The following is a 13,481-nucleotide window of genomic DNA, read 5'->3' as shown; positions in this document are numbered from 1 at the left end:
TGTTTCAGGCTGTTTCGAACCAGCCGGGTGTTGCGCGGTGGTGGACGTCGGGGAGCTTGCGCTCGGTGGCTGGCGCGGCCCAGCCGACGGCGTTGGCGAGGATGCGCTGGATCTCGGGCTGGTGGTAGGTGGGGTACTCCTGGTCGCCGGGGCGGAAGTAGAAGACCCGGCCCTGGCCGCGGCGGTAGCAGCAGCCGGAGCGGAAGACCTCGCCGCCGGAGAACGAGCTGACGAAGACGAGTTCGTCCGGCTGCGGTACGTCGAACAGCTCGCCGTACATCTCCTCCTGCGGGATCACCAGCGGATGCGGGATGCCGGCCGCGATCGGGTGCCCGGCGGCGACGGTCCAGAGCAGCTCCCGGTCGTCCTCCGAACGCCAGTCGAGCGAGCACGTCGTGCCCATCAGGCGCTTGAAGATCTTCGAGAAGTGCGCCGAGTGCAACGCGATCAGGCCCATCCCCGAGAGCACCGCCTCCTGCACCCGGTCGACCACCGCGTCATCCACATCGCCGTGCGCGCGGTGCCCCCACCAGGTGAGCACGTCAGTGTCCGCGAGTACTTCCTCGGTCAGGCCGTGCTCGGGCTGCTGCAGCCACGCCGTACGGACCTTGACCTCCTCGCCGAGCGAGGAGCGCAGCCCGGCCGCGATCGTCTCGTGCATCGTGTCGGGGTAGATCTTCTGGACCGCGGCGTCGTCCTGCTCGTGGACGTTCTCGCCCCAGACGGTGACCTTAATCATCGAGCTCTACCTCTCGTCCGGCCTTCGCCGAGGCGTAGGCGGCGTCGATGATCCGGGTGCGCGCGAGCGCCTCCGAACCGTTGTGGGCCGACCAGTCGCCGCTGAGCACGATCGCGACGAACTCACTGACCACCGCACGGTGGCCGAGCCCGGGGCCGGTGGCCGGACGGACCTCGGCGGGGATGCCGCCGACGTCGGTGAAGATCTTCAGCGTGTCGGTGTTGGTGTAGTTCTGGACGTCGATCTTGGCGCCGCCCTCGGTGCCGAACAGCTCGATCCCGAAGTTGTCACCCGGCGCCCGGTACGTCGCCCAGCTGGTCTCCAGCTGCAACGCGCCGCCGCCCTCCAGCCGCAGGTACGCAGTGGCCAGGTCCTCCACCTCGAACTTCGCGCCGAGCGTGTCGACAGTCGGCCGGATCACGCTGCTGACACTGCCGCGACCGCGCGGACCGAGCTCGGCGAAGGTGTTCGCGCTGACCGTCGTCACCTTCGGCTCGTTCATCAGGTGCAGGGCCATGTCGAGGATGTGCACGCCGAGGTCGATCAGCGGGCCACCACCGGACAGCTCGCGGTTGGTGAACCAGCCGCCCATCCCGGGGATGCCGTTGCGGCGCATCCAGTGCGCCTTGGCGTAGTAGATCCGGCCGAGCAGGCCCTCGTCGATCTGGTGCTTGAGGGTGGCGACGTCACCGCGCTCGCGGTGGTTGAACACCACCTTGAGCACCCGGCCGGCCTTCTTCGAGGCCTCGACCATCGCGGTGCCCTCGGCCACCGTACGGGCCAGTGGCTTCTCGCAGAGCACGTGCAGCCCGCGCTCCAGGGCCGCCAGGGCGATCGGGGCATGCAACTGCGTCGGCGTACCGATGCTGACGGCGTCCAGGCCGTCGAGGGTGATCAGGTCCTCCCATTTCTCGAAGAGGTTCGGCACCGAGTGCTCGGCGCCGAGGCTCTTCAGGATGTCCGTCTCGAGCCCCGCGAGCGCCACTACCTCGACGTCGGGCAACTCCGAGAACGCTTCCAGCGCGGTCCGTCCGGCAAAGCCGAGGCCGACCACTCCGACCCGTAGTTTTTGATCGTTCACACCGACGAGTCTTGTCAGTACCTGACTGACCGGTCAACCTCATCCCACGTGACGAAACACATTCGAACACGCGAAAACAGGGATCACGCCTGGTCGGTAGTACCGTCCGCAGCGCTGGAGCCCGGGTCCTGCAGCATCCGCAAGTGGCCACGGCGGGCGATCTCCACCGGCGCGCCCGGCGCGGGCTCACGGGTCGTCGTCGGAATCGGCCGGGCGGCGTCCCGTACTGCGTTCGCCAGCGCCTCAAGGTCGTCGTCCGAGGGGCCGGAGGCGGCCGGGTCCGGAGCGAGCCGGATCACTTCCCAGCCGTTCGGCGCGGTCAGCCGGTCGGCGTGATCGGCGCAGAGGTCGTAACAGTGCGGTTCGGCATACGTCGCGAGCGGGCCCAGGACACAGGTCGAGTCGGCGTAGACATAAGTGAGCGTCGACACCGCCGGCCGATGGCAGGCGGCGCGCGAACAGATCCTTGCGATGCTCACGTCCAGACGCTACCCCCACTAGGCTGATCCTGTGACCGAGGCTCGCCGTCATCGACGGCACATCGACCGCCATGGGCGCGGCATGCTCGGACCGATCAGCCGGCCGAGCAGCTTCGCGCCGCGTGGACTGCCCCTGCAGCGGTCCGCCGCGGCCCAGTTCGACGAGGTCGTCGCGATCGAGGTGACCCGGCTGGAGAAACGGTTGCCGCAGGTCGTCGCGCGGGTCGAGTTCGCGATCGAGGACGTACCGAACCTCGACATCCACGCTGGCGAGATCCCGTTGACGCACTCGACCGGCGGCACGTCGCACGAGCCCTACCGGATCGTCGTCTTCCGCCGGCCGATCGAGCTGCGCGCCGAACGCTCCGGCACCAGCCTGGCCTGGCTGGTCCGGTCTGCGCTCGTACTGGAGCTCGCCGACGTACTGGCGTTGTCGCCGGAGCAGATCGACCCCGACTTCGACACCGACGACGACTGAGCCGCCATTACTTCAGAGCTTTATTTCAGGGCAGCCCGTACGTCCGGTTGCGCGCCGAGCTGCGCCCGGAACACCAGCGATGTGGTCAGCGGCCAGGCGGCCACCAACGGCACCTCGTCGTCACCCAACTTCGTCGGCGGCATCAACGTCACCGCTGCCACCACCGAGCCCTTGACCTGCTCGACCATCAGGTAGGTCGGTCGCGGCTGCGCCTTCAACGGAATCATCGTGGTCGAGCCGTTGACCACGTCGAGCGACCGTGCGGCGAGCAGCTTGCCGGCCACGTCGCGCAGCTCGAACTTGACGCTCGCCGTCTTGCTCGGCGCCGTGATCTGCAGCTGTGCGGGCTGCGCATGGCCGGGAAGCACGAGGTACGCCGGGCCGGACAGCGCCTCGGCCGATCCGAGCACCGCGAAGTCCTTGCCGCTCGCGTCGATCGTGCGAGTCGAACCGGTCAGCGGCTGGTCCGAACTCACAGTCACGGCGGACGGGTCTCCGCGTAGTACCGGGTCGAGCCGGATCGACTTCACCGTGCCCGCCGGGATCTGCATCGTCGACAGCTCGGCCGGCTTGAACGGTCCGTTCGGCCCGTTGATGGTGATCGTCGCGGTCGCCTGCAGGTCACTGGGGTTGGCCAGCGTGATGATCCGGATGCCCTTGCCCGACGCGATCCCGGGGATCACCAGCGACCTGGCCGGCGGGGCCGACTGGTTGATCCAGTCCACCCCGGCGGCGTCGCCTTTGTCATTGCTCGCGTTGTCGCGCAGGACCGCCGCCACCCGGCCGCCCGTCGACTCGACGTGCAACGCCAGGTCCCGGGCCTTCGGCGCCACCTGGCTCAGGAACAGCGAGGTGGTTCCGCGGGCGGGTACGACGAGGCCGCGGGCGTTGGGCAGGTCGAGCGCGCCGCCGGCCGAGTAGAGCGTGACGTTGACCTCGGCGTTGACGCTGTCGAGGTTGGTCAGCTCGAGCGCGTCGCGCCGGCCGGTCGCACCGCTCGCGCCGACGAACCAGAAATCCGACCCGGGCAGCTGGCAGGGCACGCTCGCCATGCCGCGGTTCACGCCCTCGGTCGACACCGTCGTACTGGTGCCGACCGTGCCGGCCGCGAGCGGGCCGGTGCCCCGGATCGACAGCGGGACCGGCTTCGCGGTCTTGGCCGTCGAGGCGATCTTGCCGCGGACCAGCACCGACCCGATCGGGTCCGAGGTGGCCGGCAGTGCGCCGATCGCCAACGGGTTCGCGACGCCGGCAGCGACGGGGGTGCCCTCGGGCAGCACCGGCGAGACCGCGTCGACCGAGCTCTGGATCTTGCCGCCGAGGGCCGGTGCCGGACAGCTCAGCGCAGTACGGTTCACGATCGTCCGGGTCTGACTACCCGCGCCCTCGGGCCGGGTGACCGGTTCCTTGGCATGCGTCACGACACCCAATCCGGCCGCGGCCGCCATCGCGAGCACGCAGGCCCCGACCCTGATCCGAACGTCCGACAACAGGCGGCTCACGACACCCTCCTCGCGTGTGTCCCGCGCGGTACGGCGACCGTGCGCCGCGCCGTCGGCAGGCAGGAGATCAGCGCGATGATCCAGGCGATGATGCCGAGCACCCGCCAGATGTCGCTCACGTTGTCCTGCAACGGCGTCTTGCCCTCGATCGTCGACCGGTCGACGAGCCAGGAGGCGTCGTCGTCGGCCGCGCTGGCCCTGGTCAGGCCGGGCAGTGAGTCCAGTGTCGCCATCAGCGTCGGATCGACGGGTGCCGGCAGATAGACGTAGTCGACCGCGAGCCCCGCGAGTTGCCGGCCTTCTTCACCGGTACCACCCCCGCCGAGCGCGGACAGGATGTCGGTGATCGGCTTGGTCTGCTCCGGCTTCGGCGCAGCCTCCAGCGAACCCATCCGCGGACCGCCGTTGCGGACCAGCGAGAAGCGCATCGCCGTCGTCGCGTCCTTGCGCACCACCAGGATCGACGCGTTCTGCGGCGGCGCCTGCGAGGACATCAGGTACTCCGGAAGGTCCTGCTCAGGTCCACGCCGCAACGGGCCGTCGTCGCCACGGACCAGCCAGAAGCCGGCCGTGACGAGCGTCGCGACCAGCACCAGGCCCAGTACCGCCTGGACGATCACGTCGCGCGACTTCCCGACCGAGTCCCAGGCCACGGTGATCGCGATGATCCAGCCGGCCGTCATCAGGAACATCAGCGGGCCACTGCCACCACCGAGCCGGCTGGCGATCAGCGTGCCCGCCAGTCCGGCCAGCGCGGCGAACCAGCCGATCAGCTCGTACCGTTGCCGCGACTCGCGCAGCAGGCTCAACAGGGCAACCAGGATCAGCGGTACTGCGAACCACCACGGCACCGGCGCGCCAACCGGCGTACCGGTCAGCAAGTGGGTGAGGCTGTCGCCCGGACCGACCGCAGCGGTGGGTGGGCCACCAGCTTCTTGGCCGAGCCGCGACGGGTGCATTACCAACTCGATCGTCCACGGGAGTACGAGCACCAGGCCCAGTACGACAGAGAAAACCAGCTGCCGACCCTGGCGACGCCAGCCGAGTCCGAGCGGCGCGCCTATGGCCAAGGTGATTCCGACCAGCAGCCCCAGAGCCGGAGTGAACGCGAACAGGACGGCCAAGCAGATGCCGGCGAACCAGGCCGCACGCCAGCTGCCCTGAATGACCACCCGTCGACGCCGCGCGACCGTGTGCACGGCAGCACCGAGCAACGGCAGCGCGATGGCGGCAACCACCGTCCCGATCCGTCCCTGCGTGATCGCGCCGTTGGTGAAGACCGCGAACCCGTACGCCGCTGCGCCCCAAGCCCGCGCAACACGGTCGACGACAAACGCGCGCAGCAGACCCCAAGCCGCCAACGCAGCAAGGGGAATCGCGCCGAGCAAAATGACGTTGGTCGCGCCCGACGGTCCAAAAGTCACCGTCGACAGCGCCCAGAACTGTCCGAGCCAGGCCGGTGGAGTCACACCGGGCGGAGCCGCCGCGGCCGCGTGCCACAGTGCGCCGAGGCTCTCGTGCGGAGGCAGCAACAGGGTGGAACGCAGTACGCCGCTGCCGATCAGACTGCGTGCGGCGATGAACGTCCCAAGAGCAAGGAAAACCCAGGTCACCAGGAAGGGCCGGCGGATCAGTTGCCGGCGCCAGCGTGGCTGGTCCTGCGCGACGCGGGCGGTGCTCTTGGCCCGGCGAGCGGTCGTGACGACCTGCTCCTCGGGCTCGTCGGCCCACGCCTCACGGAGGCGCTCGGTGATCGTGCTACCGGTCTCCTCGAGGTTGTGCCGCAGTGCGTGCACCGAGCGGGAGAAGAGCGGCTTGATGTCTTCGTACGGAACCTTGTCGAGCCGGCGGCGATCCTTGCGCGCCTGCCTCCAGCCACCGGCCAGCAAGGTGCCGAGCAGAGCGGTCCACTCGTCGACCGCGCCGGACGGCGTCTTGCCGATGATGAACCAGACCGAGCGGACGAAGGTCCCGAGCAGGAACCTCAGCACCAGCAGCGGAAGCAGCTTGCCAGGCGCGTTCGCCAGGACGGTGTAGTACGCGTGAGCGCGGTCGAGCTGGTACGCGTGCCGACGGGTGCCGGCCAGCGCCCGCTCACCGGTCGCAGCGGCCTCGGCGTGGTAGATGACGGCATCCGGTGCGACGCCGACCTTGAAGCCGGCCCGGCTCGCCCGCCAGCCGAAGTCGATGTCGTCGCGGAACATCGGCAGCCGCGGGTCGAAGCCGCGCAGCGATTCCCACGCGTCGCGGCGGACCAGCATGCCGGCCGAGCTGACCGCGAGCACATTGCGCAGCTGGTCGTGCTGGCCCTGGTCGAGCTCGCCGTTCTCGATGCCGGTGTCGCGGCGGCCGCCGAGCGACGTGGTGACGCCGACCTCGAGCAGTTCGCGATCGCGCGGCCACATCCTGAGCTTGGGACCCCAGACGGCGGTGTCCGGCGACATGGTCGCCTGCAGCAACAACTGCTCCAGCGCCTTGGGAGCGGGTGCACAGTCGTCGTGGAGCAGCCAGAGCCACTCGACCACCGGGATGTGCTGGTCGTCGCCGTACGGGCCGACTGCGGACGGTACCGGCGCGAAGCCGACCGTCTCGATGCCGCGGGCGACCGCAGTACCGAAGCCGGTACGAGCGGACAGGCTCACGACGGGCTCGACCGCGGGCATGGTGGCGAGCAGCTCGGCAGTCTCGTCGGTGGAACCGGTGTCGACCGCGATCAGCCGCTCGGGGCGGCGGCCCAGCGCCCACAGTGCCTCGGTCAGCCGGGGCAGCCAGGCGGCTCCCTCGTGGCCGACCACGACCGCGGTGACGACGTGCCGGATCGGCGCGCGACCCATCGGATCGTTGGTGAGGTCGGTGGGGAAGTCGACTGAGTCGAAGAACTCCCAGCCGGCCGGAGCTTCTGATTCCATGCGGAGCAGTGACACCTCAGGGGAAAGTGACGACCTGGTACAGCGAGGCTTCACCTTACGCGACAGCCGGACTGCCCCTGAACACAGCAGCGGGCCCCGGTGGACAAAGTCCTTCCGGGGCCTCACGCCGATGTTTGTATGAACTTGTCAACTCACTGAATCGAGCCCGTTCAGACGGCCTTCTTCTTCAGCTTGCGGCGCTCCCGCTCCGACAGCCCGCCCCAGATTCCGAAGCGTTCGTCGTTCTGCAGTGCGTACTCGAGGCACTCGCCCCGAACGTCGCACCCGAGGCAGACCTTCTTCGCCTCGCGGGTGGAACCGCCCTTCTCCGGGAAGAAAGCCTCTGGATCGGTCTGGGCACACAGCGCCCTTTCCTGCCAGTTCGGCTCCTCCTCGATCGCCTCACCGTCGACAATCGCCAGCAGCGTTTCTGTCACGGTACGACCTCCTCGACCCTGTTCGTTCCCCTGTACATGTGGGCTTGCGGTCCCACATGCCTGACCTCGACCGCTCACTGTGCTGAAAGCGGTCCCCGATACCGAGTGTCCAACGAACGACACGGTTGAAATTACATTCCTGCAATCCACGAAAGTCAAGCCGTGGTCTGCTATTGGCATCATCCGCAACACGGCTGCAAAAGAACGAGAGGCCTGTCTGCACAGGCCTCTCGGTCTCCTTCAGCACCCTGTCAGGGTGAGTAACTTCCTGGTCAGGAAGGCTGTGACCACCAGCCCTGCTGACCGCCCTGACCCTGCTGCTGCTGTCCTTCTTCGTCCTTCACAGGCTCGGAAACCGGCGTCTCTACGCGGGTTTCGTCTGCCCCTTCGGGCACCGCGGCCTCGGCGGGCTGCTCAGCCGCCGGGGCTGCATCTGCTTGCCAGGCTTGGCCTTCCTGCGGCCAGGCCTGGTGCTGCTCAGGCTGCGGGGCGGCATCCTGCGCGGGCCACTCCTGCTGTGCGGGCTGGCCGTACTGCTCCTGGCCTGCGCCCCACTGCTGACCGGAGTCGGCGCCGCCCCACTGCTGCTGCTCCTGCGGCCACTGCTGGCCCTGCTCCTGGCCGCTCCACTGCTGCTGACCTTCAGGGCTCCACTGCTGCGTCGGCTCGGTTGCGTGGCCCTCAGCGGACCATGCCTGCTCGGCCGGCTGGGCTGCCGGAGTCTCGGCGTGCGGCTGGGCCTCTGCGTCAGCGGCAGGCCAGGCCTGCTGCTGCTCGCCCTGGTTCCAGCTCTGCTCCTGCGGCCACTGCTGCTCGCCGCCCTGTGCTGCGGCGTAGCCACCAGCTGCACCAGCAGCGGCACCGGCCGCGCCTGCTCCATACGCGCCGTACTGCTCGTTCTGACCGTACTGGCCCTGCGGAGCCCCGTACTGGCCGTACTGGCCCTGCTGGGTGCCGTACTGGCCGCCCTGCTGCTGCGGGTACTGACCCTGGCCGCCGTACTGACCACCCTGCTGGCCGGCGAACTGGCCTTGGCCGGCCGCCTTCGGCGCGCGGACCGGAACCGGCAGGCTCTGGAACGTCTTCAGGATGTAGATACCGACGACGCCGTACAGCGCGAGGCCGCCGATGGCGAAGACGAAGCCGGAGATCTTCAGACCGGCCGTGCTGGTCTCGCCGAAGCTGGCGAAGGCGACGATCAGTCCGATCAGGGCGAGCAGGCCCGTGATCGACAGCGCGGCCAGCGTGACGGTGCGGGCGTTCGGGGTCCGCTCACCCGCTTCGTTCACCAGCCAGACCGACGCCGCTAGCGCGACCAGCAGCACGAGTGGCTGGAGGGTGGGCGGCGTGACCTGGCCCTGCACGACAGCAGCGGCGTTGGTGAAGCCTGCGCTGCCGACGAACAGCCGGATCAGCAAGGCCAGCGCCACGAGGCCGGCGAAGGCGAGCAAGATGTACGCGACCGGCTCTCTGAGCTTCTTGGTTGCGTCGGTGACCACGAGGGCTCCTCGGGATGTTGGGGGCCGTTCAACTGACAGTTGACACACATCGGACCCTGGGCAGCATAGTCGTGCGGTGGTCGACTGCTTTGACGACTCGTGGAAACTGTTCCCATGCGATTGACAGTGCTTGCTGGTGGCATCGGCGGTTCCACCTTCCTGCGCGGCCTGCTGAAGGCCCGTCCGGACGCCGAGATCACCGTGGTGGGGAACACCGCGGACGACATCACCCTGTTCGGGCTGCGGGTCTGCCCCGACCTCGACACGGTGATGTACACCCTTGGCGACGGCATCTCCAAGGAGCGTGGCTGGGGCCGGGAGGACGAGACCTGGGTGATCAAGGAGGAGCTCGCGGCGTACGGCGTGGAGCCCACCTGGTTCGGTCTGGGCGACCGCGACGTGGCCACCCATCTGGTCCGGACCCAGATGCTCGACGCCGGCTACGGGCTGGCCGCGGTGACCGAGGCGCTCTGCAGCCGGTGGAAGCTGCCGGTCCGGTTGCTGCCGATGAGCGACGACCGGGTCGAGACGCATGTGGTGGTCGACGACCCGGACAACCCGGGCACCAAGAAGGCGATCCACTTCCAGGAGTACTGGGTCCGGCTGCACGCCGAGGTGACCGCGCACCAGATCGTCGCGGTCGGTTCGGAGAAGGCCAAGCCTGCGCCGGGTGTGCTCGACGCGATCGCCGAGTGCGACGCGCTGCTGCTGCCGCCGTCGAATCCGGTGGTCTCGATCGGGACCATCCTGGGCGTCCCCGGCATTCGTGACGCGGTCCGCGAGACGTCCGCGCCGGTGATCGGGATCTCCCCCATCATCGGCACCAGCCCGGTCCGCGGGATGGCCGACAAGGTGCTGGCAGCGGTCGGCGTCGAGTCGAGCGCCGGCGCGGTCGCCCGGTACTACGGGTCCCGCGCGGCGGACGGCGTACTGGACGGCTGGCTGATCGACACCTCCGACGCGGCGCAGCTGGAGTCGATCGCGACGGCCGGCATCCACGCCCAGGCCGTGCCGCTGTGGATGACCGACGAGGACACCACCGCGGCGATGGCGAACGCGGCGCTGACACTGGCCGAGGCGGTCCGCCGGTGAGGAAGCACCTCGAGGTCTTCCCGGTCACCGGTCTGCCCGAGGTCTTGGCCGGGGACGACCTGGCCGGGTTGATCGGCTCCGCTGTGGACCTGCATGACAGTGACGTGGTCTCGGTCACCTCCAAGATCGTCAGCAAGGCGGAGGGACGGCTGACCACCGGTACGCGGGATGAGGCGATCGATGCCGAGCTCGTGCGGGTGGTGGCGTCGCGTGGTGACACCCGGATCGTCCAGACGCGGCATGGGCTGGTGATGGCGGCTGCTGGGACCGATACCTCGAACACTGCCCCCGGCACGGTGCTGCTGCTCCCTGTCGACCCGGACCTGTCCGCCCGGTTGCTGCGGGAGGCGCTGAAGGAGCGGTACGACGTGAACGTGGGTGTGATCGTCACGGACACTCTCGGGCGCCCATGGCGCAACGGCCAGGTCGACCTAGCGATCGGCGCGGCCGGAGTACAGGTGATCGAGGATCTGCGCGGTACTACGGACAGCCACGGCAACGTGCTCGCTGTCACGGAGCCGGCGCTGGCGGACGAGATCGCGGCTGCCAGCGAATTGGTGAAGGGCAAGGCGGACGGCGTACCGGTCGCAGTGCTGCGTGGGCTGGCCGATGTGGTGCTGCTGGCTGGTGAGCACGGCAGTGGGGCTCGTGCGTTGGTGCGGGATGCGGAGATGGACCTGTTCAGCTTGGGGACACGGGAGGCGGCGCTGGCCGCAGTACTGGATCGTCGAGCTCCTGCCGGGCCGCGGGCTGCATCGGCCGAGCTCTGGGCTGCCGTGCCGCTGGACGGCGTACAGGTGGAGCTTGGAGACGGCTCTGTGAAGGTCACCGGGGCTGACGGGGTTGCTGTCGGGATGGCGGCTGAGCGGCTGGCCGTGGTGCTGCACGCGGAGGGTTACGGGGTCGAGGTGCGGACCGGACCCGGGAGTGAGGCGACGGTCACGTTCGGCTCACGGTCTCGATAGTTTTCTAGGCAACTTCTCAGGCAGCTTGCGTACACTGCATCCGCACGGCGGCTCCGAGACCGCCCCTGATCCGGGAAGACCATCACTGTGGGTAAGTCTCAGAAGCAGTCACGCCGCGAGCTCGTCGAAAAGATGCAGCGCGATCAGGCCCGCGGTGACAGGAACCGCACGCGCATCATCATCGCCGCCTGCATCGTGGTCGGTCTCGCGATCATCGCCTACCCGGCGGTCAAGCTGATCCAGGACTCGAAGACCAAGAACCAGGCCATCACCGAGCTCGGCGTCGCCGCCTCGGCCGCGTCCTGTGACGCGCCGACCGACGACAAGGCCTCCGGCACCCAGGACCACCAGCCCGACGGCACGGTGATCCCCTACCCGGTCTCGCCGCCCTCGTCCGGCCCGCACTACGCCGTCTGGGCCCCGCTGTCGAAGAAGTTCTACGCCGACAGCGACCGCCCGCCGGTGCCGAACCTGGTGCACAACCTGGAGCACGGCTACACGATCCTCTGGTACAACGAGAAGACGATGAACGACAAGGATCAGGTCGCCCTGATCGAGAAGATCTCGAAGGCCAAGCTGCCGGACAGCTCGAACGGCAAGTTCATCGCCGCCCCGTTCAAGTCCAGCGACGGCGCCGCCTGGCCGGCCGGCAAGAACATCGCCTTCTCGCACTGGTCCGGCATGGGCCAGGACGGCAAGACCGCCTTCGGCCACCGCCAGTTCTGCGGCTCGGTCTCCGGCGAGGCCCTGAAGAACTTCATGGACAAGTACCCGTCCCTGGACGCCCAGGAGCCGAACGGCGGCTGATCACTCAGCACAACAAGAAGCCCCGGACCGTCGTGAACTGCTCCCCGAAAGTTGGACTGGTTAAGTAAGAGGTTATGGGGTGTCTAGGCCGCGAGGGTCTGGGTCCGGTATTGCACCGGGCTCAGGCCCTCGAGTCGTGTTGAGATGCGGTGGTTGTTGTACCAGTGGATGTAGTTGTGGAGTGCTTGGGTGAGGGCGTCGGTGGTGAGGTATCGGGTGTGGTTGAAGGTTTCTTCTTTGAGGTGTCCGAACCAGTTCTCGATGACGGCGTTGTCGTAGCAGTTGGCTTTGCGAGACATCGACTGGGTTGCGCCGGCCGCGGCGAGCAGGCGCTGCCAGGAAGGGTGCTGGTACTGGAACCCTTGGTCGGAATGAACCAGCGGTGCCTGGCCGGGCTCGAGGGTGGCCAGAGCGTCTCGCAGTGACTGGTTGGTCAGGTCCAGGTTCGGTGAGTCGGCGATCGTGTAGGCGATGATTTGGCGGTCGAACAGGTCCATCACCGGCGACAGGTAGACCTTGCGGTCTCCGATCCTGAACTCGGTGACGTCGGTGACCCATTTCTGGGCCGGGGTGGTCGCGGTGAAGTCACGGGCCAGCAGGTTCGGAGCGGTCCTGCCGGCCTCGCCCTGGTAGGAGTTGTAACGCTTCTTGCGCCGTACCAGGCATACGAGGCCGAGGCGGCGCATCAGTTTCAGAACGGTCTTCTTCGCCACCTGCCAGCCCTGCCCTGCCAGTACAGCGTGGACACGCCGATGCCCGTAGCGTCGCTCGGCGGCCTCGAACACGGTCGTGATCGCGGTCTTCAACTCAGCCATCGGGTCAGGCCGGGCCAGGCGGGCCTGGTGGTAGAAGAACGTGGACCGGGCCAGCCCCGCGATCTGCAACAGCAAGTCCAGACGGTAGTCAGCCTTGAGGGCGATCACAGCGGCCACCTTCACGGCCGTTGCTGATCCCTCAAGGCCCGTACTTTTCCCAGGTAGGCGTTCTCTGCCCGCAACCGTTCGTTCTCGCGGCGAAGCTGCTCCAACTCCGAGGTCGGCCGCACCGGCGCGTCCGGGTCCTTGCGCGGCCGGCCCTTCGGCTTCGGCCGCAACCCCTCAGCACCCTCGCGCCGATACGTCCGCACCCACGCCCTCACCAACTCCGGCGAGGACAACTCGTGTTCGGCCGCCAGCACGGTCACCGGCTCACCAGCCAGGAACCGCTCCACCACAGCCAGCTTGAACTCGAACGAGTACGACCGCTTCGTCGGCCTGCTCACCAGCGCTCCTCTGCCCCAGATCCGCCAGCGCTCATACAGCTGCTTGACCGGCCAGAGCGCCACACCCAGCAGCCTCGCCACCGAGCTATACCCCAAATCCTCCTCGAACCACGCTACCGCCTGCTCACGCTGCCCCACGGACAAAGAGCTACGCCGATCCATACGAACACTCCCCAGAAGCCGGAACTGAATTTCTCAGTCCAACTTCCGGGGAGCAGTTCATCGCGGTCCG

13 protein-coding genes are annotated in these 13,481 nt (G+C 68.3%); 4 read left to right on the top strand and 9 right to left on the bottom strand.

The genetic code is table 11. From position 1 onward, the window contains the following. Positions 1–4: 4 nt before the first annotated feature. The 3 genes from OHA70_RS20150 to OHA70_RS20140 form a co-directional block, all read right to left on the bottom strand. The gene (locus OHA70_RS20150; protein WP_328334828.1) at positions 5–739 is read right to left on the bottom strand and encodes a ThuA domain-containing protein; all 735 of its coding nucleotides are present in this window, start codon (positions 737–739) and stop codon (positions 5–7) included. Continuing rightward, entirely contained in the window at positions 732–1,820 is a 1,089-nt protein-coding gene (locus OHA70_RS20145) for a Gfo/Idh/MocA family protein (protein ID WP_328334826.1), read from the bottom strand. Before OHA70_RS20145 ends, OHA70_RS20150 begins: the two co-directional genes overlap by 8 nt. Before the next feature lie 83 nt (positions 1,821–1,903). Next, a complete protein-coding gene (locus tag OHA70_RS20140) occupies positions 1,904–2,299 on the bottom strand; it encodes a DUF3499 domain-containing protein (protein WP_328334824.1) in 396 nt (131 codons plus the stop codon). Positions 2,300–2,330: 31 nt separating this feature from the next. Here OHA70_RS20140 and OHA70_RS20135 point away from each other — a divergent pair, with 31 nt between their 5' ends. After that, positions 2,331–2,777: a metallopeptidase family protein gene (locus OHA70_RS20135; protein WP_328334822.1), complete on the top strand. Its 447-nt coding sequence runs from the start codon at positions 2,331–2,333 to the stop codon at positions 2,775–2,777. A gap of 20 nt (positions 2,778–2,797) precedes the next feature. Here the strand turns inward: OHA70_RS20135 and OHA70_RS20130 are convergent, their stop codons facing one another. The 4 genes from OHA70_RS20130 to OHA70_RS20115 form a co-directional block, all read right to left on the bottom strand. Beyond that, positions 2,798–4,279 carry a DUF5719 family protein gene (locus OHA70_RS20130; protein WP_328334820.1) on the bottom strand — a complete coding sequence of 494 codons (1,482 nt, stop codon included), beginning with the start codon at positions 4,277–4,279 and terminating at the stop codon, positions 2,798–2,800. Continuing rightward, positions 4,276–7,188: a glycosyltransferase family 2 protein gene (locus tag OHA70_RS20125; protein WP_328334818.1), complete on the bottom strand. Its 2,913-nt coding sequence runs from the start codon at positions 7,186–7,188 to the stop codon at positions 4,276–4,278. Before OHA70_RS20125 ends, OHA70_RS20130 begins: the two co-directional genes overlap by 4 nt. Before the next feature lie 170 nt (positions 7,189–7,358). After that, positions 7,359–7,610 (bottom strand): WhiB family transcriptional regulator, encoded by a 252-nt coding sequence (locus OHA70_RS20120; RefSeq protein ID WP_020389877.1) that lies wholly within the window; start codon positions 7,608–7,610, stop codon positions 7,359–7,361. Between the two features lie 287 nt (positions 7,611–7,897). Continuing rightward, positions 7,898–9,124, bottom strand: coding sequence for a hypothetical protein (locus tag OHA70_RS20115; RefSeq protein ID WP_328334814.1), 1,227 nt, complete (start codon positions 9,122–9,124; stop codon positions 7,898–7,900). 114 nt (positions 9,125–9,238) lie between these two features. Between OHA70_RS20115 and cofD the strand changes: the two genes are divergently transcribed. From cofD to OHA70_RS20100, 3 genes are all read left to right on the top strand, one after another. Next, positions 9,239–10,216, top strand: coding sequence for a 2-phospho-L-lactate transferase (cofD, locus tag OHA70_RS20110; RefSeq protein WP_328334812.1), 978 nt, complete (start codon positions 9,239–9,241; stop codon positions 10,214–10,216). Further along, positions 10,213–11,181, top strand: a complete 969-nt coding sequence (locus OHA70_RS20105; protein ID WP_328334810.1) for a coenzyme F420-0:L-glutamate ligase — start codon at positions 10,213–10,215, stop codon at positions 11,179–11,181. Before cofD ends, OHA70_RS20105 begins: the two co-directional genes overlap by 4 nt. A gap of 132 nt (positions 11,182–11,313) precedes the next feature. Beyond that, positions 11,314–11,988: a DUF3105 domain-containing protein gene (locus OHA70_RS20100; protein ID WP_328334808.1), complete on the top strand. Its 675-nt coding sequence runs from the start codon at positions 11,314–11,316 to the stop codon at positions 11,986–11,988. A gap of 83 nt (positions 11,989–12,071) precedes the next feature. On the opposite strand, the gene OHA70_RS20095 is transcribed toward OHA70_RS20100, so the two are convergent. Together OHA70_RS20095 and OHA70_RS20090 are read right to left on the bottom strand one after the other, a co-directional pair. Then, the gene (locus OHA70_RS20095; RefSeq protein ID WP_328325451.1) at positions 12,072–12,911 is read right to left on the bottom strand and encodes an IS3 family transposase; all 840 of its coding nucleotides are present in this window, start codon (positions 12,909–12,911) and stop codon (positions 12,072–12,074) included. 11 nt (positions 12,912–12,922) lie between these two features. Then, complete coding sequence (locus OHA70_RS20090) at positions 12,923–13,330, bottom strand: helix-turn-helix domain-containing protein (RefSeq protein WP_328325449.1); 408 nt, start codon at positions 13,328–13,330, stop codon at positions 12,923–12,925. Positions 13,331–13,481 lie beyond the last annotated feature (151 nt).

The sequence above is a fragment of the Kribbella sp. NBC_00382 genome, from assembly GCF_036067295.1.
Lineage (GTDB): Bacteria > Actinomycetota > Actinomycetes > Propionibacteriales > Kribbellaceae > Kribbella.
This window is presented reverse-complemented; position numbering and strand designations above follow the sequence as displayed.